This window comes from Roseovarius pacificus (assembly GCF_900142665.1).
Classification (GTDB): domain Bacteria; phylum Pseudomonadota; class Alphaproteobacteria; order Rhodobacterales; family Rhodobacteraceae; genus Roseovarius; species Roseovarius pacificus.
Genome location: NZ_FRBR01000004.1, coordinates 207,672 through 230,879, shown reverse-complemented (window position 1 = coordinate 230,879; position 23,208 = coordinate 207,672). Strand labels below are relative to the sequence as shown.

Annotated in this window: 21 protein-coding genes and 1 other RNA gene; 6 read left to right on the top strand and 16 right to left on the bottom strand. The window is 64.8% G+C overall.

Annotated features, from left to right (window positions below; translation table 11 throughout):
* Window positions 1–7: 7 nt before the first annotated feature.
* From ccoP to ccoN, 4 genes are read right to left on the bottom strand one after another with little or no spacing between them, the layout of a single operon-like run.
* Window positions 8–877 (bottom strand): cytochrome-c oxidase, cbb3-type subunit III, encoded by an 870-nt coding sequence (ccoP, locus tag BUB53_RS10030; protein ID WP_073034584.1) that lies wholly within the window; start codon window positions 875–877, stop codon window positions 8–10.
* Between the two features lie 5 nt (window positions 878–882).
* A complete protein-coding gene (locus BUB53_RS10025) occupies window positions 883–1,077 on the bottom strand; it encodes a CcoQ/FixQ family Cbb3-type cytochrome c oxidase assembly chaperone (RefSeq protein WP_073034582.1) in 195 nt (64 codons plus the stop codon).
* A gap of 12 nt (window positions 1,078–1,089) precedes the next feature.
* Complete coding sequence (gene ccoO / locus BUB53_RS10020) at window positions 1,090–1,860, bottom strand: cytochrome-c oxidase, cbb3-type subunit II (RefSeq protein WP_073034580.1); 771 nt, start codon at window positions 1,858–1,860, stop codon at window positions 1,090–1,092.
* Window positions 1,861–1,902: 42 nt separating this feature from the next.
* Window positions 1,903–3,507, bottom strand: a complete 1,605-nt coding sequence (ccoN, locus tag BUB53_RS10015) for a cytochrome-c oxidase, cbb3-type subunit I (RefSeq protein ID WP_073034576.1) — start codon at window positions 3,505–3,507, stop codon at window positions 1,903–1,905.
* 202 nt (window positions 3,508–3,709) lie between these two features.
* On the opposite strand from ccoN, the gene BUB53_RS10010 reads away from it, so the two are divergent.
* Window positions 3,710–4,549: a universal stress protein gene (locus tag BUB53_RS10010; protein ID WP_073034575.1), complete on the top strand. Its 840-nt coding sequence runs from the start codon at window positions 3,710–3,712 to the stop codon at window positions 4,547–4,549.
* A 107-nt stretch (window positions 4,550–4,656) separates the two neighbouring features.
* On the opposite strand, the gene fnrL is transcribed toward BUB53_RS10010, so the two are convergent.
* Window positions 4,657–5,403 carry a transcriptional regulator FnrL gene (gene fnrL / locus BUB53_RS10005; RefSeq protein WP_073034573.1) on the bottom strand — a complete coding sequence of 249 codons (747 nt, stop codon included), beginning with the start codon at window positions 5,401–5,403 and terminating at the stop codon, window positions 4,657–4,659.
* A gap of 73 nt (window positions 5,404–5,476) precedes the next feature.
* On the opposite strand from fnrL, the gene hemN reads away from it, so the two are divergent.
* Together hemN and BUB53_RS09995 are read left to right on the top strand one after the other, a co-directional pair.
* Window positions 5,477–6,832 (top strand): oxygen-independent coproporphyrinogen III oxidase, encoded by a 1,356-nt coding sequence (gene hemN, locus BUB53_RS10000; RefSeq protein ID WP_073034571.1) that lies wholly within the window; start codon window positions 5,477–5,479, stop codon window positions 6,830–6,832.
* Window positions 6,833–6,837: 5 nt separating this feature from the next.
* Complete coding sequence (locus BUB53_RS09995; RefSeq protein WP_229709518.1) at window positions 6,838–7,788, top strand: endonuclease/exonuclease/phosphatase family protein; 951 nt, start codon at window positions 6,838–6,840, stop codon at window positions 7,786–7,788.
* Here the strand turns inward: BUB53_RS09995 and BUB53_RS09990 are convergent.
* The 5 genes from BUB53_RS09990 to BUB53_RS09970 form a co-directional block, all read right to left on the bottom strand.
* Window positions 7,761–9,350: an ABC transporter ATP-binding protein gene (locus BUB53_RS09990; RefSeq protein WP_073034570.1), complete on the bottom strand. Its 1,590-nt coding sequence runs from the start codon at window positions 9,348–9,350 to the stop codon at window positions 7,761–7,763. The genes BUB53_RS09995 and BUB53_RS09990 overlap by 28 nt on opposite strands.
* A complete protein-coding gene (locus BUB53_RS09985) occupies window positions 9,347–10,453 on the bottom strand; it encodes an ABC transporter permease (protein ID WP_073034569.1) in 1,107 nt (368 codons plus the stop codon). The genes BUB53_RS09990 and BUB53_RS09985 overlap by 4 nt, the downstream gene beginning before the upstream one ends.
* Before the next feature lie 114 nt (window positions 10,454–10,567).
* A complete protein-coding gene (locus BUB53_RS09980; protein ID WP_073034568.1) occupies window positions 10,568–11,659 on the bottom strand; it encodes a microcin C ABC transporter permease YejB in 1,092 nt (363 codons plus the stop codon).
* Window positions 11,660–11,666: 7 nt separating this feature from the next.
* Complete coding sequence (locus tag BUB53_RS09975; RefSeq protein ID WP_084729061.1) at window positions 11,667–13,613, bottom strand: extracellular solute-binding protein; 1,947 nt, start codon at window positions 13,611–13,613, stop codon at window positions 11,667–11,669.
* Between the two features lie 182 nt (window positions 13,614–13,795).
* On the bottom strand, window positions 13,796–14,893 hold the full coding sequence (locus tag BUB53_RS09970; protein WP_073034567.1) for a c-type cytochrome: 1,098 nt from the start codon (window positions 14,891–14,893) through the stop codon (window positions 13,796–13,798).
* Window positions 14,894–15,013: 120 nt separating this feature from the next.
* On the opposite strand from BUB53_RS09970, the gene BUB53_RS09965 reads away from it, so the two are divergent.
* A complete protein-coding gene (locus BUB53_RS09965) occupies window positions 15,014–15,847 on the top strand; it encodes a prephenate dehydratase (protein WP_073034565.1) in 834 nt (277 codons plus the stop codon).
* A gap of 19 nt (window positions 15,848–15,866) precedes the next feature.
* Here the strand turns inward: BUB53_RS09965 and BUB53_RS09960 are convergent, their stop codons facing one another.
* Together BUB53_RS09960 and nudC are read right to left on the bottom strand one after the other, a co-directional pair.
* Complete coding sequence (locus BUB53_RS09960) at window positions 15,867–16,340, bottom strand: SRPBCC family protein (RefSeq protein ID WP_073034563.1); 474 nt, start codon at window positions 16,338–16,340, stop codon at window positions 15,867–15,869.
* Window positions 16,341–16,376: 36 nt separating this feature from the next.
* A complete protein-coding gene (gene nudC / locus BUB53_RS09955) occupies window positions 16,377–17,345 on the bottom strand; it encodes an NAD(+) diphosphatase (RefSeq protein WP_073034562.1) in 969 nt (322 codons plus the stop codon).
* A 235-nt stretch (window positions 17,346–17,580) separates the two neighbouring features.
* On the opposite strand from nudC, the gene BUB53_RS09950 reads away from it, so the two are divergent.
* On the top strand, window positions 17,581–19,482 hold the full coding sequence (locus BUB53_RS09950; protein ID WP_159437799.1) for a bifunctional 2',3'-cyclic-nucleotide 2'-phosphodiesterase/3'-nucleotidase: 1,902 nt from the start codon (window positions 17,581–17,583) through the stop codon (window positions 19,480–19,482).
* Between the two features lie 47 nt (window positions 19,483–19,529).
* Window positions 19,530–19,628, top strand: an RNA gene (gene ffs, locus BUB53_RS09945) — signal recognition particle sRNA small type.
* 38 nt (window positions 19,629–19,666) lie between these two features.
* On the opposite strand, the gene BUB53_RS09940 is transcribed toward ffs, so the two are convergent.
* From BUB53_RS09940 to ypfJ, 4 genes are all read right to left on the bottom strand, one after another.
* Window positions 19,667–20,140 (bottom strand): DUF2269 family protein, encoded by a 474-nt coding sequence (locus BUB53_RS09940; protein WP_073034561.1) that lies wholly within the window; start codon window positions 20,138–20,140, stop codon window positions 19,667–19,669.
* Window positions 20,137–21,432 (bottom strand): SDR family oxidoreductase, encoded by a 1,296-nt coding sequence (locus tag BUB53_RS09935; protein ID WP_073034559.1) that lies wholly within the window; start codon window positions 21,430–21,432, stop codon window positions 20,137–20,139. The genes BUB53_RS09940 and BUB53_RS09935 overlap by 4 nt, the downstream gene beginning before the upstream one ends.
* A gap of 324 nt (window positions 21,433–21,756) precedes the next feature.
* Window positions 21,757–22,239: a protein-tyrosine phosphatase family protein gene (locus BUB53_RS09930; RefSeq protein WP_073034558.1), complete on the bottom strand. Its 483-nt coding sequence runs from the start codon at window positions 22,237–22,239 to the stop codon at window positions 21,757–21,759.
* 12 nt (window positions 22,240–22,251) lie between these two features.
* On the bottom strand, window positions 22,252–23,085 hold the full coding sequence (gene ypfJ / locus BUB53_RS09925) for a KPN_02809 family neutral zinc metallopeptidase (RefSeq protein WP_073034557.1): 834 nt from the start codon (window positions 23,083–23,085) through the stop codon (window positions 22,252–22,254).
* Between the last annotated feature and the right edge of the window lie 123 nt (window positions 23,086–23,208).

The following is a 23,208-nucleotide window of genomic DNA, read 5'->3' as shown; positions in this document are numbered from 1 at the left end:
CGGGCGATCATTCGCCACCGCCCAGCTGGTGAACGTAAGTGGCCACGGCGCGAATCTCGGCCTCGGACAGATTGGCCCCGCCCATCGGGGGCATCACGCCGAAACGCGAGTTGGTCACCGTTTCCATGAGCGTTTCGTAGTCCCCGCCATAGAGCCAGATCGCGTCGGTCAGGTTGGGCGCGCCCTGATAGATATCGCCGGTGCCGTCATCGCCATGACAAACGGCGCACTGATCGAGGAACACGGTCTCGCCCTCGGTCACCAGGGACGCATCCTGCGGCTCGTAGGTGGGCGACAGGGACATGACGTAGTTCACGACCTGCTCGATCTGCTCGGGCTCCAGCAATTCGCCGAAGGCGGGCATTTCGGAATAGCGCGCATCGGGATCATCCTCGTTCCGGATGCCGTGGGATACGGTGTAATGGATGTCGTCTATCGTGCCGCCCCAAAGCCATGCGTCGTCTTGCAGGTTGGGATAGCCCTTGGCGCCAGCCGCACCCGAGCCGTGGCACTGGGCGCAGAAGGTCTTGAACACGGCGGCCCCTGCCGAACGGGCATAGCCCGCCAGTTCGGGATCGTCCGAGATCGAGGCCAGTTCCACCGAGGCGAGCCTGTCGTTGATCTCGGCATTGGCGGCTTCGGCCTCGGCCAGTTCCTGCGCCACGTTGGCGCGGGTGGACCAGCCCTTGTAGCCTTCGGTCGCGCCCGAGATCATCGGCCACGCCGGATAGGCGATCGTGTACCAGATGGCCCAGACGATGGTGGCGTAGAACACCCACAGCCACCAGCGCGGAAGGGGATTGTTATACTCTTCGATCCCGTCCCATTCGTGGCCGGTCGTTTCGACCTCTTGTTTCTTCCTGGGTTGCTTAGCCATGTCGTTCACGCCTCCTTGGCGTTGCCCTCGCCCTTGCGGGCGGGTTTGTCTTCGTGCCGGAAGGGGATGCCCGAGGGATCTTCGTAGGTCTTGGTGGAGCCGGGCCGGAAGACCCAGATCACCACACCGACAAAGAACGCGAAGAGGAACAACAGCATCCAGCTATCGGCGAATTCGCGGAGAAGGGAATAAGTTTCCATGACAATCCTCCCTTACCGGCTGGCCACGGGCGTGAAGGTCGAGAAATCGACCAGCGTGCCCAGCATTTGCAGATAGGCAACCAGCGCATCCATCTCGGAAATCCCCGGCTGACGGTCGAAGTTGCGCACGTTGACGTTGTCGCCATAGCGCTCCATCAGGCCATCGTAATCGCCGAACGGATCGGTCTGCGCCAGGAAGTCGGCCTGCGCGTTCTCGATCATCTCGTCGGTATAGGGCACACCGACAAGCGCGTGGGTGCTGAGAAGATCGCCGATATGCTCCGGCTCGATCAGCCGGTTTTCGAGATAGCCGTATTTCGGCATCACCGATTCCGGCACCACGCTTTGCGGATCGCGCAGGTGATCGACATGCCACTCGTCCGAGTAGCGGCCGCCGACGCGGGCCAGATCCGGCCCGGTCCGCTTGGAGCCCCACTGGAACGGGTGGTCGTACTGCGATTCGGCCGCAAGGCTGTAATGGCCATAGCGTTCGACCTCGTCCCGCATGGGGCGGATCATCTGGCTGTGGCAGACGTAGCAGCCTTCGCGCACATAGATATCCCGTCCCGTCAGCTCCAGCGGGGTGTAGGGGCGCATGCCCTCTACGTCCTCGATGGTGTTTTCCAGCCAGAACAGCGGTGCGATCTGTACGATGCCGCCGATGGTGACCACCAGGAAAGCAAAGATCGTGAGAAGCGTGATGTTCTTCTCGAGGATCGCATGCTTGTCCAGGATCGACCGCTTCTTCGGGCGATCGCCCACGCCGGTGGCGGATTTGGGCATCGGGGGTTTCTTGTCTTCAGTAGCCATTGTCCGTCGCTCCTTTTATTCGGCCGGAACAACGGAGTTGGTGGCTTCGACAGCCGGGCTCCGTTTGACGGTCATGAACAGGTTGTAGCACATGATGATTGCACCGGTGATATACAGGACCCCGCCCAGACCACGCACCACATACATCGGGAACTTGGCGGCAACGGTATCGGCAAAGGCGTTGACGAGGAAACCGTTGGCGTCCACTTCGCGCCACATCAGGCCCTCCATGATGCCGGTCACCCACATGGATGCGGCGTAGAGGATGATGCCGATGGTGGCGAGCCAGAAGTGCCAGCTGACCATCGAGAGCGAGTACAGGCGTTCACGGTTCCACAGGCGCGGCACCAGGAAGTAGAGTGCGCCGAAGGTGATCATGCCGTTCCAGCCCAGAGCGCCCGAATGCACGTGGCCGATGGTCCAGTCGGTGTAGTGCGACAGCGAGTTCACCGCACGGATCGACATCATCGGACCCTCGAAGGTGGACATGCCGTAGAAGCCGACCGAGATCACCATCATGCGGATGATCGGATCGGTGCGCAGCTTGTCCCATGCGCCCGACAGGGTCATCAGGCCGTTGATCATGCCGCCCCAGGAGGGCATCCACAGCACGATCGAGAACACCATGCCCAGCGTCGAGGCCCAGTCGGGCAGCGCCGTGTAGTGCAGGTGGTGCGGACCGGCCCAGATGTAGATGAAGATCAGCGCCCAGAAGTGGATGATCGACAGTTTGTAGGAATACACCGGGCGTTCGGCCTGCTTGGGCACGAAGTAATACATCATGCCAAGGAAACCGGCGGTCAGGAAGAAGCCCACGGCGTTGTGGCCGTACCACCATTGCGTCATGGCGTCCTGCACGCCCGAGAAGACCTGAACCGATTTCGACCCGAAGATCGAGACCGGGATGCTCAGGTTGTTCACGATATGCAGCATCGCGACGGTGATGATGAAGGACAGGTAGAACCAGTTGGCGACGTAGATGTGACGCTCTTTGCGCTTGACGATGGTGCCGAGGAACACGGCCAGGTACGCCACCCAGACGATGGTCAGCCACCAGTCGACATACCATTCCGGTTCGGCGTATTCTTTCGACTGCGTCGCGCCCAGCACATAGCCGGTGGCGGCCAGAACGATCATGAGCTGATAGCCCCAGAAGACGAACCAGGCCAGGTTGCCGCCCCAGAGCCGCGCGGCGCTGGTGCGCTGCACGACATAGAACGACGTGGCGATCAGGGCGTTGCCGCCAAAGGCGAAAATCACCGCCGAGGTGTGAAGGGGACGCAAGCGCCCGAAATTCATATAACCCTGCGCCCAGTCGAAATTGAGCTGCGGAAAGGCAAGCTGAAAGGCAATGAACGTCCCGGCCAGAAAGCCGACGACACCCCAGAGGGCGGTGGCGATCACCCCGGCGCGCACGACGCCGTCCATGTATTGCCCGGAAAGATCCACGTTCGGAACGGGTTCGTCGGTCTTGCGAAGCGTCCAGATAAAAAGACCCGTCGCAGCCAGCGCGACTGTCAGCGCGTTGACCAGATAGGCCAGATCGCGCGCATAATTCGCAGCGATCAGCGCCAAAAGCGCGATCACTCCAAGCACGATCAGCTTGAAATAGTTCGTCATATTGCGTCCCCTCGTCTTTATCCGCGCGATTCGAACTTGTCGCACGGGCGCGTTTAGACTGATGCGTTAATGATAAGATACAGCAGAAAACGCCTTGATCTGCATCAAGACCCGATGTCGCATTAGTTGATGCGTATCAAAGAACAACGATCAGTATCGCCCCTATTCTAACCAGAGACCTTAGCCATGAGGAAACCGCGAAATGACTTACAACAGCCTGTTTTCCGTTATCACGGATGAAAACCTGGCCGAGGGCGTGTTGAACCACGCCATGGAAATGGCCAAAGCCCATGACGCCCATCTGGACGTGTTGTGTCTTGGCGTCGATCGCAGCCAGGCCGGGTATTACTATGCCGGGGCAAGTGCGGTCGTATTGCAGGAGACGATCACCCGCGCCCATGAAGAATCGGAAGCCATCGAAAAGCGCGTCACCAAAATGCTGGACGGGTCCGGCCTGCGCTGGGCCTCGGAAACCGGGGTAGCGCAACTGGCCGATCTGGGCCGGCATGTGGCCTCGCGGGCGCGGTTCTCGGACCTCGTCGTTCTGGCGCAGCCCTATGGCGAAGGGCACGGCGCCGAGTTGGAGCCGGTCACCGAATCGGCCCTGTTCGAAGCCCACACGCCTGCCCTGATCGTGCCCGACAACGCCAAGCCGGCCCCCGCGCCCCAGCGCATCATGATCGGCTGGAACGAAAGCCCCGAGGCGCTGATCGCCGTGCGGGCCGCCTTGCCGATGCTGATACAGGCCGATGTCGCGCATGTGGTGGTGATCGACCCGCCGACACACGGGCCGAACCGGTCGGACCCCGGCGGGATGCTGTCGCAATACCTGGCGCGCCATGACGTCAAGGTCGAGATCGACGTGCTGTCCAAGACCCTGCCGCGCGTGTCGGACGTGATGATGCGCCATGCCGCGGACATGGATGCCGACATGGTGGTGATGGGGGCCTATGGGCACTCGCGCTTCCGCGAGGCGGTGTTCGGCGGTGCGACCCGATACATGCTGGAACAGGCGAAACTGCCGGTGTTCATGGCGCATTGAGCCGCAAACCGGACCATTGCAGGGCGCGCCCCGATCCGGGCGCGCCTTTTTGATTCTGTTTGGTTCTGAGAGGCCGTGATGAAGGCAGGGACGCCCCACCGAAAGGGTCAGGCCAGCAACCCGCCGTCGCTGTCGTCCCCCGCCTCGTCCAGCAGGCGGTTGAAATCGGGGATGGTGACGTGGCGCTTGCCTTCCAGAACGATCACGCCGTCTTTTTTCAGCGCCGAAATCTGGCGGCTGACCGTTTCCAGCGTCAGCCCCAGGTAATCGGCCATCGCCTCGCGCGTCAGGGGCAGGTCGAACACCATCGGCCCTTCCCGGCCCGCCATGTGCAACGCGGCATCGCGCCGGCCGATGATCGACAGCAGGCTGGCGATCTTTTCCCGCGCGGTCTTGCGGCCCAGGACCAGCATCCATTCGCGCGCCGCGTCCAGTTCATCGAGCGTCATTTCCAGCAGCCGCTGCGCGATATGCGGCGTGCGGTTCATCATGTCCTCGAACGGTTGCTTGCGGAAACAGCACATCACCAGATCGGTGGTCGCCACCACGTCATAGGCGGCGGTGCGCCGGCCGGGGCGGCCGACGAAATCGCTGGGCAGCAGAAGGCCCACCATCTGGGTGCGCCCGTCTTCCATCGTCTGGGTCAGGGTGGCGATCCCGGACACGACCGAGCCCACGAAATCCATCTTGTCCCCGGCCCATGTGACCGTCTGACCGGCCTCGAAATTGCGGTAATACTTGATCTGGTCCAGCTGTTCCAGTTCATCCACCTCGCATCGGGCACAGACCGCGCGATGCCGAATCGGGCACTCGCCGCAATCGCGGGCTATGTCGTATGTATCTTCTTTAAGCATGGCGTGATCACTTTGGGGGGAGGATTGATCTGAATCAAGGCTTGCTGTCGGCGCGTACCTTAACGCAGTCGTCATGGTTACGAAAGCACAACTCGCCGCACTGGGGCTGTTTGACGCGAAGGTTCCGCGTTACACCAGCTATCCGACGGCCCCGCATTTCGGGCGCGACATCGGCGCCGGGGACTTCACCCGCTGGATCGAGGAGATCCCGCAGGGCGCGAAAATCTCGCTCTATGTTCACGTCCCTTTCTGCCGTCGGCTGTGCTGGTTCTGCGCCTGCCGCACGCAGGGCACCCAAAGCGACGCGCCGGTGATCGCCTATCTGGAAACGCTCAAGTCCGAACTGGCGATGCTGGGGCAACACCTGCCCGAGGGCGTGCGCCTGTCGCGCCTGCACTGGGGCGGGGGAACGCCCACGCTGTTGCAGCCCGGCATGATGGAAGACCTGGCCGGAGCGATCAAGGAGATCGCGCCGTTCACCGACGAAACCGAATTCTCGGTGGAAATCGACCCCAACGAGATCGACTCCGCGCGGCTGGATGCGCTGGCGGCGGCGGGGATGAACCGCGCCTCGATCGGGGTGCAGGATTTCAACGAGGAAATCCAGCAGTCGATCGGACGGCTGCAAGGCTATGACATCACCAAATGGGCCGCCGACGAGATTCGCGCCCGCGGCGTGGCCAGCCTGAACGCCGATATCCTCTATGGCCTGCCGCACCAGACCAGGGAGCGCATCACTGAAAGTGTGCAGAAACTGTTGTCGCTCAATCCCGACCGGGTCGCGCTTTATGGGTATGCGCATGTTCCGTGGATGGCCAAGCGGCAGCAATTGCTGCCCTCCGATGCCCTGCCCACCCCCGAGGAACGGCTGGACCTGTTCGATACCGCGCGGCGGCTGTTCATGTGGGACAATTACGCCGAGATCGGCATCGACCACTTCGCCACCCAGACCGACGGGCTGACCATCGCGCAAAAGACGGGCCGGTTGCGCCGCAATTTCCAGGGCTATACCGACGACACCGCCGAGGTGCTGATCGGTGTGGGGGCGTCGTCGATCTCGAAATTCCCGCAAGGCTATGCGCAGAACGCCCCGGCCACCGGCGCGCATACCGCCGCCATCCGCGATGGCCGGTTTTCCACCACGCGCGGCCATGCCTTCAGCGACGAAGACCGACTGCGCAGCCGGATGATCGAGCAGTTGATGTGCGAATTCCGCATCGACAGCGCCGAGATGTGCGCAACCTTCGGCATCACGCCTCAGGCCGTGCGCAAGATGCTGGATGACAGCGCGGCGCAGTTCCCCGGCCTGTTGCAGGTGGACGAGGGCGGCATGTTCGTCCCGCACGAGGCCCGCCCGCTCACGCGCATGATCGCCCGCAGCTTCGACGCCTACGAACTCAGCACGGCGGGCCACAGCTCGGCCATCTAGGGCCGATGCATATACGCATCGCCAGTTTCAACGTTCAGAACCTGCGCCTGCGGGGCGGACATCTGGGCGGTGCGCGCGACGATGACACGCCCGAGGCCGACGATCCCGCGCTGGACCGGCGTGACCGGGCGCTGACCGCTCAGGTGATCGGCGATCTGCGCGCCGATGTGGTGATCCTGCAAGAGGTCTTCGACCGCGCCACGCTGGATCATTTCCACGACCGCGTCCTGATCCCCGCCGGGGTGCCCCCCTATCCGCACCGCGCCTGCCTGCCGGGCAATGACGGGCGCGGTCTGGACCTGGCGCTGCTCAGCCGCATCGCGCCGCTGGAGGTGGCCAGCCATGCCAGCCTGACGCCCGGCGATCTGGGCCTGCGCCCCCTGCCCGGACAGGAGCCCGATACGCCCGTGTTCCGCCGCGATTGCCTGCGCATCGACCTGCCGGGGCTGACCCTGTTCGCGGTGCATTTCAAGGCCCCCTACCCGGATGCCGACGCCGCCTTTCCCGTCCGCGCGCTCGAGGCGCAGGCCACCCGCCGCCTGATCGAACGCCGCTTTGACGCGCCCGCAGGGGCGATGTGGCTGATCCTTGGCGATGTGAATGACCCGTGGCACCCGGCGCAGCCCCCCGCCACGGCCCCCATCCTGCCGCCGTTCTCCGTCAACCTGATGGAGCGCCTGCCGCGCGGCGAGCGCTGGTCCTATCACGATGCGTGGTCGGGCCAGTACGGACGCCCCGACAAGATGCTGGCCAGCCCGGCGCTGGCGCGCGCCTGCCCCGATGCGATCCCCGAGATCCACCGTCAGGGGATGGGGCTGGAGGCCGCGCGCCACACCGGCGTGCACCTGCCGCAGACCGGCCATCACCGGCCCCATGCCAGCGACCACGCGGCGGTTGTCATAGACCTGAACCTGCCCTGCGGTGCAGGTCAGGCCGACAGGTCCAGCGCCGCCTGAAGCAGCGTCCGGGCGTACTCGGTCTGCGGGCGTTCGAACACATCCCCGGCGCTGCCGTATTCGACGATGTCGCCCTGTTTCATCACCACCACCCGGTGGCTCATGGCGCGCACCACGGCCAGATCGTGGCTGATGAACAGATAGGCCAGCCCGTATTTCACCTGCAAGCGGCGCAACAGGTCCACGATCTGCACCTGCACCGTCATGTCCAGCGCGCTGGTGGGTTCGTCCAGCACCACCATCTTGGGCCGCAGGATCATGGCGCGGGCAATGGCGATGCGCTGACGCTGCCCGCCGGAAAACTCGTGCGGGTAGCGATCCATCGTCGCCGGGTTCAGATCGACCTCGTCCATCACCTCGGCGACCAGATCGCGCTCCTTGCGCCCGTCCGGGTTGCCATGCACGCCAAGGCCCTCGGCGATGATCTGTTCGCAGGTCATGCGCGGCGACAGGCTGCCGAACGGGTCCTGAAACACGATCTGCATATCCGCGCGGCGACGGCGCAGCGCGCGGGTGGACCAGCCATGCACATCCTCACCGTCAAAGGCGATCCCGCCCTCGGACTGGATCAGCCGCATGATCGCCAGCGCCAGCGTCGTCTTGCCCGAGCCGCTTTCGCCCACGATGCCCAGCGTTTCCCCCGCGCGCACGGCGATACTGGCATCGTTCACCGCCTTCACATGGCCCACGGTCCTGCGCATGAACCCTTTCTGGATCGGGAACCAGACGCGCAGTCGGTCGGTTTTCACCAGCTCGCGCGCGCCGGACGGCACGGGATCGGGATGCCCCGAGGGGCGCGCGGCCAGAAGCTTGCGGGTATACTCGTGCTGCGGATCGGCAAAAATCCCGGCGGTCGGCCCGGCCTCGACAATGCGGCCATCCTTCATCACGCAGACCTTGTCGGCAATGCGCTGCACCACGTTCAGATCGTGGGTGATGAACAACAGGCCCATCCCCTCCTCGCGCTTCAGCTCATCCAGAAGCTCGAGGATCTGCGCCTGAATGGTCACGTCCAGCGCCGTGGTGGGTTCGTCCGCGATCAGGATGTCGGGCTTGTTGGCCAGTGCCATCGCGATCATCACCCGCTGGCGCTGCCCGCCGGACAACTGGTGCGGATAGGCGGTCAGCCGGCTTTCGGCGTCGCGGATGCCGACGCGCTCCAGCAATTCGACGATCCGCGCGCGCGCCTCTTCGCCGGTCAGGCCCTGATGCAGTTCCAGAGATTCAGTGATCTGCCGCTCCAGCGTGTGCAGCGGGTTGAGCGATGTCATCGGCTCCTGAAAGATGAAGCTGATATCGTTGCCCCGCACCTGCCGCAGCCGCTTGTCCGGTGCGCCGATCATCTCCTGCCCGTCATAGGTGACACTGCCCGCCACCTGCGCCGATGGCCCCAGCAGCGTCACGGTGCTGAGCGCCGTCACCGACTTGCCCGAGCCGCTTTCCCCCACCAGCGCCACGGTCTCGCCCCGGTCCACGCTGAACGATACGCCATGCACCGCCTGCACGACCTGCCCGTCCTGCCGGAACCCCACCGTCAGATCCTTGACCGTCAGCACACTCATTCGAAGGTCTTTCTTGGATCGAACGCGTCGCGCACGCCCTCGAAGATGAAGACAAGCAGCGACAGCATGATGGCAAAGGCGAAGAACGCGGTGAAGGCCAGCCACGGGGCCTGAAGGTTCTGCTTGGCCTGAAGCGTCAGCTCGCCCAGGCTGGGCGCGCTCGACGGCAGGCCGAAGCCCAGGAAATCCAGCCCCGCCAGCAGGGAAATCGTGCCGGTGATGACAAAGGGCAGCATGGTCAGCGTCGCCACCATGGCATTGGGCAGCATGTGGCGGAACATGATCGTCAGGTTGCTGACGCCCAGCGCCTTGGCCGCACGCACATATTCCAGGTTGCGCGCCCGCAAGAACTCGGCCCGCACCACGCCCACCAGTGCCATCCAGCCGAACAGCACCGTGATCGCCACCAGCAGCCAGAAACTGCGCGGCAGGATCGCGAACAGGATGATGATCACGTAAATCTGCGGGGTCGAGGCCCAGATTTCGATCACCCGCTGGAACACCAGATCCAGCCAGCCGCCGAAATAGCCCTGAATCGCGCCCGCGAAAATCCCGATAAGGCTGGACAGGCCGGTCACGATCAGCGTGAACAGCACCGACAGGCGGAAGCCATAGATCACCCGCGCCAGCACGTCGCGCTTGGTGTCGTCGGTGCCCAGCCAGTTCTGTTCGTTGGGCGGCAGCGGGGCCGCGCCGGGGCGATCCACCGTCGTGTCGTAGCTATAGGGAATCGGCGGCCAGATCATCCAGCCCGGCGACACCGCCTCGCCTTCGATCATCCCATCCTCGGCATCCGCAATCACCCCTTCGGGATCGTCGAAACAGACATCCATTCCCCCCGAGACGATCAGGCACTGCACCTCGATATCGCGATAGATCGCCTCGGTCGCGAAATCGCCGCCGAACTCCGTTTCGGGGTAGAAGTTGAAGATCGGCGTGTAATACCCGCCCCGATACTGCACGAGGATCGGCTTGTCATTGGCCACGAACTCGGCCAGCAGCGTGATCACGAAGATGATCGAAAAGATCACCAGCGACCAGAAGGCGCGCCTGTTGCGCTTGAAATTGCGCCAGCGGCGCTGGTTGAGGGGCGACAGCGTCATGCCTTCTCTCCCCGGCTTTCTTCATGCCCGAAATATCCCGGGGGAGTCGCCGCCTGCGGCGACGGGGGCAGCGCCCCCTGCCTGCGTCTGCGGATCAGGACCACGCACATCGCCTCAGCCCTCCCGCTTCTCGAAGTCGATCCGCGGATCGACAAGCACATACATCAGGTCGCTCAGGATGTTCACCACCAGCCCGATCAGCCCGAACAGGAACAGCGTGCCGAACATCACCGGATAATCGCGCCCCACGGCGGCCTCGAACCCGAGCCGCCCCAGACCGTCGAGCGAAAAGATCGTCTCGATCAGGACCGAGCCGCCAAAGAACACCCCGATGAACACCGCCGGAAAGCCCGCGATCACGATCAGCATGGCGTTGCGGAACACATGGCCATAGAGCACCCGCCGCTCGCTCAGCCCCTTGGCGCGGGCGGTCATGACATAGTGTTTCTTGATCTCGTCGAGGAACGAGTTCTTGGTCAGCAACGTCAGCGTCGCAAAGGCCGAAATGGTCGAGGCCACCACCGGCAGCGTGATGTGCCAGAAATAGTCCACGATCTTGCCGAACAGGCTCAGTTGCTCCCAGTTGTCCGAGGTCAGCCCGCGCAGCGGGAAAAACTGCCAGTAACTGCCCCCGGCGAACAGGACCAGCAGCATGATCGCGAACAGGAAGGCGGGGATCGCATAGGCCACGATGATGACCCCGCTGGTCCAGGTGTCGAAGCCCGACCCGTCCTGCACCGCCTTGCGGATGCCGAGCGGAATCGAGATCAGATAGGCGATCACCGTCGACCACAGGCCAAGGCTGATACTGACCGGCATCTTTTCCAGCACCAGGTCGGTCACGTCGATCTTGCGGAAATAGCTTTCTCCGAAATCGAAGCGCATGTAGTTCCACATCATGTTCAGGAACCGCTCCAGCGGCGGTTTGTCCAGCCCGAACTGGCGCTCCAGGTCCTCGATCAGTTCCGGCGGCAGGCCACGGGCGCCAAGGTATTTCTCATTGCCGCCGCCGCCCGTCATGTCCTGCCCGGCATCGCTGCCCGATCCGGCAAAGCTGTCGAACACGTCGCCCTGCCCCTGCATGTTGGCAATCACCTGCTCCACCGGGCCGCCCGGCACGAATTGCACCAGGACGAAATTGATCACCATGATCCCCAGAAGCGTGGGAACGATCAGCAGCAGTCTGCGCAGGATATAGGCACCCATCGGCGGGTTACCTCAGCGCGCCCGAGGCTTTCAGCGCCTCGGCCTTGTCGGCGTTGAACCACCAGAAATCCAGCACGCCCAGCGCATAGGGCGGCAGGGTTTCGGGGTGTTCGTACATATCCCAATAGGCCACCCAATAGCTGTCGTTATACCAGACCGGCACCATGAAGAATTCGTGCCGCAGCGCGCGGTCGAGCGCGATCAGGGCGGTTTCTTCCTCTTCGCTGGTTTCGGCGTTCAGCGCGGCGTCGATGATCGCGTCCACCATCGGGCTGGCCAGCCCGGCGGGGTTGAACAGGCTGAACTCGGCCTCGGTCGAGCCGTAACGCTGCATCAGGCCCGTGCCCGCCCCGAGGAAACTGGTATAGCCGTCGAACACCAGATCGTAATCGCGATCCCGGCTGCGCAGGGTGTATTGCGACGGGTCCACCTTTTCGAAACTCGCGTCGATGCCCATCAGTTTCAGGTTGCTGACGAAACTGTCCACCACCGCGCCCAGCGTGGCCGATCCCGAGGATGCGATCGGGAAGTCGATGCTCAGCAGCTCGCCCTGCGCGTTGCGACGTTTGCCGTCATTGCCCACGGTCCAGCCCGCCTCGTCCAGCAGCTTCATGGCGCGGCGCAGGTTGCGCCGGTCGTTCAGGCGGTCGGTCGCGGAGGAATGCGCCATCACCGCCGGTTCGCTCAGCATGTCGGGCGGCACCACGTCGCCAAGCGATTTCAGCAGTTCCAGTTCGGCCCCTTCCGGCACGCCTTTGGCCTCCAGCGGGGTGTCCTGCACGAAGGAATGGCGCTGTTTGAACAGCCCGTATTGCAGCGATTCGTTGGTCCATTCGAAATTGTAGGCCAGCGCGATCGCCTGGCGCACGCGCTTGTCCTGCAACACCTCGCGGCCAAGGTTGAAGACGATACCGTTGGGTTCGGGCGGGGTGCCGTCGGGCAGTTCCTCCAGCCTGACCTGCCCCCTGTTGGCCGCCGGGAAGTCATAGCCCGTGGCCCATGTCTTGGAATTGCCTTCCCAGCGGAAGGTATATTCGCCCGCCTTGAACGCCTCGAAGGCGGCGTTGTCATCGGCGAAATACTCGATCCGGATGGTATCGAAATTGTGCCGCCCCTGATTGATCGGCAGATCCCGGCCCCAGTACTCCGGGTTGCGCCGGTAAACGATGCGGCGGTTCACGTCGTAGCTGGCCACCTGATAGGGGCCCGATCCCGGCGCGGCCTCGAGCCGCGATTCGTCCAGCCGTGCGCCGGTGTCTTCGTACCACTTGCGCGGAAACACCGGCGTGCTGCCCACCTGGTCGATCAGCGAGCGGCGCGAAATGCCGGTGGCGAAGGTGAACTTGACCGTATGATCGTCCAGCGCCTCGGCCCCGGTCACCCGGCGGCTGACGGCCTGCGCATAGGAGGGCAGGCCCTGTTCCAGGAACAGGTTATGCGAAAACACCACGTCATGCGCGGTGACCGGCGTACCGTCGGCAAACCGGGCCTCGGGGCGCATGTGGAAGATGACCCAGGTCTTGCCCTCGTCATATTCGAGGCTTTCGGCCAGCAGGCCGTACATCTCGCCATAGGCATCGGCAGGCGAGGCCCCGCCGCCCGAGGGCATATCGCCCAGCAGGCTTTCGTAGACCATCCACGACAACTGCCCGGCGCGGCCCTTGCGCGAATAGGGGTTCATCGAATCGAACGTGCCCGGCGCATAGATCGAAATCTCGCCGCCCTTTGGCGCGTCCGGGTTCACATAATTGAAATGCTCGTAATCCGCCGGATAGCTCAGATCGCCGTAATAGGAATACCCGTGCGAGCGGATCACCTCGCCTTCGCCCTCGTCGGCCAGCGCCGCGTGGGCGATCACCGCCCCGATGGCCAACCCCATCAGGACCGCCATCGCCCGGTGCGGGATGCTCAGGGGGCTGGTCCGGGCCACGGCCCTGTTGCGCTGTCGGATCATCGCAGTCTCCTTTTCCCGCACCATGCGATCTGGTGCGTTTGCCGCCTGTGGCAAGCTAATGGAGGGGCCGACCCATGTTCAAGCGCGGAAACGGATCGGACCGCGATTCGGACCTCACAAAAGCGTAAGGCCGCCTTCCGGTTGCCCGGAAAGCGGCCCTGACATTCGGGAACGGCGCGGATTTATTGCATGGCCGCCTGCATGTAGGCGATCAGCGCGGCGCGGTCCTCTTCCTTGCGCAGACCAGCATAGCTCATCTTGTTGCCCGGTGCATAGCCCCTGGGGTCTTCCAGCCATGCGTTCAGCTCATCGACGGTCCATGTGCCTTCCAGCTCTTCGAGCGCCTTGGAATAGCGGAAGCCTTCGACGTTGGCGATTTCACGCCCGACAATACCATAGAGATGCGGGCCGACGCCGTTCTTGCCTTCTTCCAGCTTGTGACAGGCCTGACAGCGGCGCCATACACTTGCGCCATCGTCGGGATTCGCGGCAGCCACCATCGCGGCAAAGCCGGATGCGTCGCCTTCGGCAGCGGCGGTGTCTTCCTCGGCCGGGGCGGCCTCTTCGGCGGCAGGCTCTTCAGCGGCTTCTTCCGCCGCCGGTTCCTCGGCAGCGGGCTCCTCAGCGGCAGGCTCCTCGGCAGCGGGCTCCTCGGCGGTTTCCTCGGCAGCAGCAGTGTCGGTCGCGGCCTCTTCTTCCGCTGCGGGCTCGGCGGCGGCTTCTTCCTCGGCGGCGGCCGGGGCTTCGACTTCGGTCATGCCGCCATCGGTCATGTCCAGATAGGCGATCACGTTCACGCGGTCCTCTTCCTTTTTCAGACCGGCAAAGCTCATCGCGGTGCCCGGCGCGAAACCACTGGGATTTTCCAGGAAGTGGAACAGTTCTTCGGGCGTCCAGACTTCGGCCACCTGTTCGAGCGCGCCGGAATATCCGAAACCGTCCACGCTGTCGACGGCGCGGCCAACCACCCCGTACAGGTGCGGGCCGGTGCCGTTGGCGCCGTCTTCGACCTTGTGGCAGGCTTTACACTTGTTGAAGACGCGTTCGCCATTGCCCGCATCCGCCGAGGCATAGAGTTCGGCAAAGCTCGGGCCTTCCTCGACCGCCTCTTCGCCACCTTCGTCCTCGCCGGTGTCGATCACATAGGCCTGTTCGTGGCCGTCGCCGTGACCGCCGCCCGTGTGATAAAGCGACTCGGCAGCCCAGCCGCCCAGAAGAAAGACCAGAAGCGCGCCGCAAAAGCCGCCAAGGATCTTGGTGAATGTCATCGTATCGAACATTAGCCCGTTTCCCGTTAGTATCCGTCGCGCGGTATCTATCCGCTTCCCCTTGTTCGACGCAAGGTGTAGTTTGCGCGACCAAACGCCCGACCGGCGGACTTTTGACAGGAAATACCCCGTATGACCAAGCGCATTGCCTTCCAGGGTGAGCCCGGCGCCTATTCGCACCAGGCCTGCCACGAAACCTACCCCGAGATGGAGGCACTGCCCTGCCGCACCTTCGAGGACGCCATCGAGGCCGTCCGCGAAGGCGATGCCGAACTGGCCATGCTGCCGGTCGAGAATTCTACCTTCGGGCGCGTGGCCGACATTCACCACCTGCTGCCGAAATCGGGGCTGCATATCGTCTCGGAGGCCTTCGTGCGGGTGCACATCAACCTGCTGGCCCTGCCCGGCACCCGGCTGGAGGACGTGAACCGCGCCATGAGCCACACCATGCTTCTGGGGCAGTGCCGTGATTTCCTTGCAAAACACGACATTCGCCGCGTCACCGGCGCGGATACCGCCGGTTCGGCCAAACACGTGGCCGAGGTGAATGAACCCGGCCTTGCCGCGCTGGCCAGCGAACTGGCCGGGGACATTTACGGCCTCGACGTTCTGGCCCGCCATATCGAGGATCAGGGCAACAACACCACGCGCTTTCTGGTCATGGCCCGCCAGCCCGACCTGTCACGCCGGGGCGATGACGGCATGATGACCAGCTTCGTCTTTCAGGTGCGCAACATCCCTGCCGCGCTCTACAAGGCGATGGGCGGTTTCGCCACGAATGGCGTGAACATGACCAAGCTGGAAAGCTACATGGTGGACGGATCGTTCACCGCAACGCAGTTTTACGCCGATATCGAAGGTCACCCCGACGATCCGGGGGTGAAACGCGCACTGGACGAGCTGGATTATTTCACGTCCGATATCACCATGCTGGGCGTCTACCCCGCCGACCCGCGCCGCCACTGATCCGCGCGGGCTGGCCGGATCAGGCCAGGCCGGCCTTCTTGTGACGGTTTTCCAGTTCGGTCGCGAATCCCGCCACCCGTTTGCGAAAACGGCGCGTCAGGGATTTGCGCGCCAGTTTCATCGACTGCACCAGCAGGCGCGCGGACAGGGTTTTGGGCTCGAGGCTCAGGGTGACGCTCAGCCGCGTGCGGCTGCGCGACAACGCCACGAGATCCACCTCGAACCGCCCCTCCATGCCCGGCGAGCGGGATTCGGCCAGCAATCCGTTGGGTGGATCGAGCCGGATCAGTTCGATGGTGATTTCGCGCCGCTTGCCGCGCAGATCGAACGCCGCGTCCCACATCATGCCGGGGCCCGGCCGTGTCAGGTCATCGACGCGCTGCACCTCTGCGCCACGGCGCAGGGCCTGCCGCTCGAACGCCTGAAAATCCGTGACGTCGCCAAAAATCTCTTCGATCGGGGCCTCGATATCCTCGTGACTGCTGAACTTCATGGAAACTACCTGTACTGACCAACCGGCACTTTCGCCTTAATCCAGCGTATCCGCAAGCCAGTTGCGCAGCAAAAAATGTGCAATTGCACCTTTCCGGGCGGCGGCGAGAAACGGATGCTCCCCGGCAAAGGCCTGCATGATCTCTTCGCGCGTCAGCCACAGCGCATCTTCGATCTCCACCGGGTCGATGGTGATCTCGTCGCTCAGCGCCTCGCCACGGCAGCCGATCATCAGCGAGGCGGGAAAAGGCCAGGGCTGGCTGGCCAGATAGCCGACCTCGCCGACCTGCACGCCGGTTTCCTCGTCCACCTCGCGGCGCACTGCCGCCTCGATGGTTTCACCGGGCTCGACGAACCCCGCCAGCAGCGAATACATGCCCTCGGGCCAGCCATGCGAGCGGCCCATCAGCACCCGGTTGCCCCGCGTGATCAGCATGATCACCACCGGGTCGGTGCGCGGAAAATGCACCGCGCCGCAGGACGGGCACTGGCGCTGCCAGCCCTCGCGCTCCATCGCGCTTTCGGCCCCGCAGCGGGCGCAATACCGGTGCGAGACATGCCAGCCCGTCATCGCCCGCGCCGTCGCCGCCAGTTCGGCATCGCGCGGCGCCAGGCGGGTCATGATGCGGCGCAGCTCGACAAAGGCGGCCTCTCCGGGCAGGTCAGGGTGGCGTTGTTCGCTGAGGTCCAGGAACCGGCCCAGTTCGTCCTCGTCCAGCCCCTCGGGCCGCCAGCCCGAGATATCGTGCACGAAAATCAGCCGCCCGTCTTCGCGGCCCAGCAGGATCGGCGGCAGATCGGATTGCGCCAGAACCGGATGGTCCATCGGCAGGCGCATCAGGCGATCCAGCGCGTCGCCCTGCACCAGCGGTTTGCCGCGCCACAAAAGCAACGTATCGGCCTGCCCTGCGGCGACGACCGCACCCAGCGCCGCATCGTCACCGCGCAGTTCATGCGCCCGATCCAGCGCCGAGCCTCCGAATGTCACCGTTTCCGCATGCCGCATCGTACCGTTCCCCCCGTTTTGCGCAACTGGTGCCATGCCCGGCCCGCGCGGGCAAGCACCCAGATGTCGGCGGCATCTTTCCGACAGGTCCGCCCTCGCGCAATGAGTGATTGAACAACTTCCGGTATACCCTTAAAATTGAACAGGTTTACGAGTGTTTCTTTTTTCCTCGCGCTCATTTCTTCGAAGTGCGGCGTACGGTTCGTATCAGGTCATGATCGGAGAACACTCGCCCGTGGAAGACACACGCCCCCACGTTTCCACTGCGGGACGTCCCGAAACCGGAAGCGTGCAGATCGACCTGCGGTTGCTGGAAACGACCGATATTCACGGCAATCTCCTCCCGTTCAATTATTACACGAACCAAAGCGACCAGCCCCACAGCCTCGCCCGCGTCGCGACCCTGATCGCGCGGGCCAGGCGCGAAGCGCGCAACTGCCTGCTGTTCGACAACGGCGACTTCCTGCAAGGCACGCCGATGAGCGATCTGACGGCCATCCCCGCCAATGGGTGGAAAGGCGACAACCCGGTGATCACCGCCATGAACCAGCTTGGCTACGATGCGGTCGGCCTGGGCAATCACGAGTTCAATTTCGGGCTGGACACCCTGCGCCGCACGCTGGCTCAGGCCCGGTTTCCGGTGACCTGCGCCAATGTCACCGACCGCGCCTCGGGCAAACCGGCCTTTGCGAGGTTCCAGATGCTGGAGCGCCGCCTCGAGGACAGAGCGGGAAACGCCCATGACCTGCGGGTCGCGGTGATCGGGCTGGTGCCGCCGCAGATCACCATCTGGGACCGCACCCATCTTTGCGACCGGCTGGACAGCCAGGGAATCACCGACACCGCGCGCCGGATTGTGCCCATCGCGCGCGCCGCCGGGGCGGATCTGATCGTCGCGCTGGCCCATACGGGCATCGAAACCGGCCCCGACCGGCCCGATCAGGAAAATGCCGCCCTGTCGCTGGCCACCGTGCCGGGGATCGACGCCATACTGGCCGGCCACAGCCATCGGGTGTTTCCCGCCCCGCAGGGCGCGCCGATACCGGGCGGCGATGCGCAAACCGGCACGCTTTATGGAACACCGGCCGTCATGGCGGGCTTTGGCGGGTCCCATCTGGGGGTTCTGGACCTGACCCTGACGCCGGGCCCCGAGGGCTGGCGCATCGCGGGCCATCGGGCCGAGGCCCGCCCCGTCGCCCCCAACACCGCCGGGCCGCGCGTCCCGCCCGACCCGGTCCTGTGCTCCGTGCTGGACGACGCCCATTACCATACGCTGAAACTGGTCGCCCAACCGCTGAACAGCACGAAGGCGCCCCTGCACAGCTACCTGGCGATGACCCGCACCGATCCCATGCTGCAACTGATCAACCGCGCCAAGACGCAGGCTCTGGAACAGGCCGTGCGCGGCACTGTGGACGAAGGGCTGCCGGTTCTGTCGGCCACCGCCCCGTTCAAGACCGGCGGGCGCGCCGGACCTCAATATTATACGGACGTGCCCGCCGGGCCGCTGCGCCTGCGCCATGCGGCCGATCTCTATTCCTTTCCCAATACGCTGGTCGGGGCGCGGATCGACGGGGCGCGCCTGCGCGACTGGCTGGAACGCGCCGCCAGTTGCTTTCGCCTGATCGTTCCCGACCGCGCCGACCAGATGCTTTGCAACAGCCTGATGCCGGGCCATGCCTTCGACGTGATCGACGGTATCCGCTACCGGATCGACCTGACGCAACCGCCGCGCTACGCGCCCGACGGCAGCATCGCCAATCCCGGCGCATCGCGCATCGTCGATCTCGAACATGACGGGGCCCCCGTCACCGACAGCGACCGTTTCCTGATCGCCACCAACAGCTACCGCGCCTTCGGCGGCGGCTCCTACCCGGCCCTGCCCGAGCCGGATATCGTGCTGCAAGGCGAAACACCGGTGCGCGACATCCTGGCGGCCTTCATCCGCAAGGGCGCGCCGGTGACGGGCCGCGTCACGCCCACATGGTCCTTTGCCCCGGTGCCCGGCGCCAGCACCCTGCACCTGACCGGCCCCGGCCTGCGCGCCTATCCGCAGGAAATCGCCGATCTGGGGGCCACCGATCTGGGCGACACCGAAACCGGCTTCATGCGCCTGCGCCTGCCGCTCGGACGGTAGGGTCAGAACCCCTTGCGAATCCGGCGCAACATCCCTAGGTAACAAATTGAGAGGTTGGCGCGGGCAAGCGCCTCGCCAACCCGGTCAGGTCCGGAAGGAAGCAGCCGTAACGAGCCCCGCTTGGGTCGTTGTCCAGCCTCTCACCACATCCCCACAGAAACACCGCGCCCCGGGCGCATGTCGCTCAAAACGGCAGATCGGGGCGGGCGATCATCAGCCAGACGATGCCCAGAACCGCCGCGAAGGCCGGAAACCCGCAGGCAAACCATATCCGGTACAGGTGATGATACTGCGCGGGCAGCCCCTGCCCCTGCCGGGCCGCCTCTGCCGCCAGCCGCCGCAGCCGGACCTGTATCCAGACCACCGGCAGCCAGAACGCTCCGGTCAGCACATAAAGCCCGAGCGCGGCCAGAATCCACCCCTCGAAAACCGGCCAGCCGACGACCCGCGCCAGCAGCACCCCCGTGATCGGCTGCGCCACCACCGCCGTGGCGGTGAATATCGTGTCGGCCAGCACCACGATGCCCGCCGTATGCGCGATCAGCCCGGGCTGCTGGCTGCGGTTCGAAATCACCATGAAAAACGCGATTCCCGCCCCGGTGCCCAGCAATATGCAGGCCCCGATCACATGCAGGAACAACAACAGTTCGTAACTCATCGCTCCTCCAGCATCCCGGCGCCTAGCAGCGCCAGCACCATCGCCGGGATCACCTTGACCATCGGACCGGCGGGATCGGCCCATAAATCCGGCGCGACCACCGCCGCCCCGGCCATGTAGCCCAGCGACACGACGACCATCGCCAGACAGGCCCGCACGGCCCAGGGCCGGTACAGCACCAGCGCACCCAGCGCGATATCGGCAATCGCCCCACCCCCGACGACCAGACCGGCCAGCCCATCGGGCAGGCCACGCGTTGTCAGCATCTCCGCCGCGCGCCCGAACTGCCACAGCCCGACCAGCCCCGACACCAGCCAGAACAGCGACAGGGTCGCGATGACCAGCGGCATCATCGGGTAAAGCCGGGCAAACCAGCGCTCCTGCAACGTGGCCGGGGTATTGGCCAGAACCTCGGGCAAGGGGGTAAAGGCCCGCCCGCCAGCAGCCAGCCAGCCCGACGGATCGCCCGTCACCCCATCGGCAATGCTTTGCAGCGCGCTCGTGCGCAGGGACGAACGCCAGCCGAGCCAGCCCAGCGCATCCGCCCCCCACCCGGCCAGCCGCATCGCCACGGGCGGCACCGGCACGCGCCACGCAAAAGGCGCAAAGCCCAGCCAGTTCCTGAACAGGGCCACCGTTTCGCCAAAGCCGCGCACCGGCTGCTCGGTCAGGTCATAGCTCTGCCGGGCTGGCATCCTGCCCTCTGTGCAATCGGCCACGGCCCCGGCCAGTTCCTCCAGCGCAATGGCCTGCACCGGGCACGCGTCGAACACTCGCGCGCCGATCATCGGCAGCCCCGCCACCCCGCGCAGCAGCGCCGTACCGCCATAGGCGGTGCGTCCGATCACCAGCGTCGGGCGCAGAACGGTCCAGTCCAGCCCCGAGGCCCGGACATGCGCATCGCCCCGCGCCTTGCTGCGGAAAAATTCCGTCGAAGCCTCGGGCGATACCCCCGCCGCCGAAATCTGTATGATCCGCAGATCGCTGCCCCTGGCCGCCGCACACAGATTGGCGATGGTACTGTCATGGATGGCGTGCAGGCTGTCCCTTGCCCCGTCCTGCAAGGCCCCGGCGGCATTCACGACCACGCTGACATCCGTCAGATGCCGCCGCCAGTCCGCGACCGTCTGAACCGCCATATCGCAGAAAATCCACCCGATGCCCGGATGCGCCCGCCGCGCCGCCATTTCGGAGCGCCCGAGCCCGATCACCTCGGCCCCGCGCGCCCTCAGCGCAGTCACACACGCCGCCCCGATCAGCCCATACGCCCCCAGAACCAGAACCTTACCCACACCGCCCTCGCATCACTGCCTCGGGGATGAGACTAGGCGGGTTTTGCCGGGATGGACAGGGGGAGGGGGCGCGAGATTCAGACCATTGCCGCAAGGGAACAACCGCAGGTTCGCGCCCGCCCTGGGGGGCGAGGTCGGGCGCGAACCGGATCGCAGACGATCCGGGGGAATGCCGTGTTCGTTTCGTACAAAACCCGCGTCCATTTCGTACGTTTCGACCTGCGCACGCCCTGTTACCCCCGGCACGGCGGTGCCCCGCACCGACGCGATACCGACGTTTTACCGATGCGATGCCGAACGGGGTTTTCATTGCAACACAGTATCTTAACCCCGATTCGCCCAATCGAGCTGTTCCGGCGTCTCCACCGCGCAGGGCCGCACCGCCCGCAGCCGCTCCAATGCCGCCCCCGGCACCTCTCCGGCCTCGATCATCAGCCGCAGCGCCGCCATGCCCGAGCGCCCGCAGCCTCCCATGCAATGGATCAGCACCCGCCCCTTGCCCTGCAAGGCCGACAGCGCCGCATTGCTGGCCTTGTGCCACGCCTCCTCGGCCTCGGGGCCCGGCACGCCCATATCCGGCACTGGCACATGCATCCAGCGCGTGCCCATATCCTGCAAATCGGCCCCGATATTTTGATGCCCCGTGGCGCGCAGTTCGGGATGCGACAGCATGGTCATCACCAGCGCGGGCCGCCAGTCATGCAGGTGCGCCATGTCCTCGGCATAGTGCCCGCCCCGCCCCGGCATCGGCGCGATGGCCAGGATACCGTCCGAGACAGATAAGGCATGAATGACGAATCCCGACATGATTTCAGCGCCTTACAGGTTGCGCGCCTGGAAGGTGTTGCAACTGTTGATGTCGCCGGTTTCATACCCGGCAGTGAACCAGCGGGCGCGCTGTTCGCTGGTGCCGTGGGTAAAGGTATGCGGTTGCGGCACCCGGCCCGCGCGGCGTTGCAGATGGTCGTCGCCGATCATCCGCGCCGCGTTCAGCGCCTCTTTCAAATCGCCCGGCTCCAGCAGCCCGTCCACCGCCCGTGCCCAGACCCCTGACAGGCAATCGGCCTGCAATTCCAGCCGCACGGTCAGGGCGTTGGCCCGCGCCTGGCCCACCGCCTGACGGCGCTCGTTGACCTGCCCCAGAATGCCCAGTTCGTTCTGGACGTGATGGGCCACCTCATGCGCGATCACATAGGCCGCCGCGAAATCGCCGCGCGCGCCCAGCTCGCGCGACAGGGTGCTGAAAAACTCGGTATCCAGATAGGCCTTGCGATCCGCCGGGCAATAAAACGGCCCCGTCGCCCCGCTGGCCCCGCCACAAGGGCTCTGGGTCACGCCGGAATAGAGCACCATCACCGGCGGCGTATAGTCCCGTCCCACTTGTCGCGGAAATATCTGGCCCCAGACTTCTTCTGTCGTTGCAAGGACTTGCGCGGAAAACTCGGCGGCGCGCTCTTCCTCGGAGCTCAACTCGCGCGGCGCGCTCTGCTGCTGCGGCATGCCCTGCAACAGCGGCGTCACGTCGATCCCCGCGAAATAACCCACCGCCAGTACGATCAACAGGCCGACCCCTCCGATCCCGGCCCCGGCCCTGCCGCCCATGCGGCGACGATCCTCGATATTCCGGCTGCGCCGGATTCCTCTCAACCGCATGTGATCCCCCTGTGCTGCACCGCACCGGGCATATCCTTGCCCCATCGGCATTCAAAAGCAAGGTGGACGGCCCCCGCGCCCGGCTTTAGGTTGGCCCCTGACCCGCGAATCCAACAAGGCCCG

Coding starts and splice junctions, on each gene's coding strand:
- fnrL (WP_073034573.1), bottom strand. CDS start 5,403: ATGCTTAAAGAAGATACATACGACATAGCCCGCGATTGCGGCGAGTGC.
- nudC (WP_073034562.1), bottom strand. CDS start 17,345: ATGCGGCATGCGGAAACGGTGACATTCGGAGGCTCGGCGCTGGATCGG.
- ccoP (WP_073034584.1), bottom strand. CDS start 877: ATGGCTAAGCAACCCAGGAAGAAACAAGAGGTCGAAACGACCGGCCAC.
- BUB53_RS10025 (WP_073034582.1), bottom strand. CDS start 1,077: ATGGAAACTTATTCCCTTCTCCGCGAATTCGCCGATAGCTGGATGCTG.
- hemN (WP_073034571.1), top strand. CDS start 5,477: ATGGTTACGAAAGCACAACTCGCCGCACTGGGGCTGTTTGACGCGAAG.
- BUB53_RS09985 (WP_073034569.1), bottom strand. CDS start 10,453: ATGACGCTGTCGCCCCTCAACCAGCGCCGCTGGCGCAATTTCAAGCGC.
- BUB53_RS09940 (WP_073034561.1), bottom strand. CDS start 20,140: ATGAGTTACGAACTGTTGTTGTTCCTGCATGTGATCGGGGCCTGCATA.
- BUB53_RS09980 (WP_073034568.1), bottom strand. CDS start 11,659: ATGGGTGCCTATATCCTGCGCAGACTGCTGCTGATCGTTCCCACGCTT.
- ccoO (WP_073034580.1), bottom strand. CDS start 1,860: ATGCCCAAATCCGCCACCGGCGTGGGCGATCGCCCGAAGAAGCGGTCG.
- BUB53_RS09995 (WP_229709518.1), top strand. CDS start 6,838: ATGCATATACGCATCGCCAGTTTCAACGTTCAGAACCTGCGCCTGCGG.
- BUB53_RS09960 (WP_073034563.1), bottom strand. CDS start 16,340: ATGAAGTTCAGCAGTCACGAGGATATCGAGGCCCCGATCGAAGAGATT.
- BUB53_RS09990 (WP_073034570.1), bottom strand. CDS start 9,350: ATGAGTGTGCTGACGGTCAAGGATCTGACGGTGGGGTTCCGGCAGGAC.
- BUB53_RS09975 (WP_084729061.1), bottom strand. CDS start 13,613: ATGATCCGACAGCGCAACAGGGCCGTGGCCCGGACCAGCCCCCTGAGC.
- BUB53_RS09930 (WP_073034558.1), bottom strand. CDS start 22,239: ATGTCGGGATTCGTCATTCATGCCTTATCTGTCTCGGACGGTATCCTG.
- ypfJ (WP_073034557.1), bottom strand. CDS start 23,085: ATGCGGTTGAGAGGAATCCGGCGCAGCCGGAATATCGAGGATCGTCGC.
- ccoN (WP_073034576.1), bottom strand. CDS start 3,507: ATGACGAACTATTTCAAGCTGATCGTGCTTGGAGTGATCGCGCTTTTG.
- BUB53_RS09965 (WP_073034565.1), top strand. CDS start 15,014: ATGACCAAGCGCATTGCCTTCCAGGGTGAGCCCGGCGCCTATTCGCAC.
- BUB53_RS09970 (WP_073034567.1), bottom strand. CDS start 14,893: ATGTTCGATACGATGACATTCACCAAGATCCTTGGCGGCTTTTGCGGC.
- BUB53_RS10010 (WP_073034575.1), top strand. CDS start 3,710: ATGACTTACAACAGCCTGTTTTCCGTTATCACGGATGAAAACCTGGCC.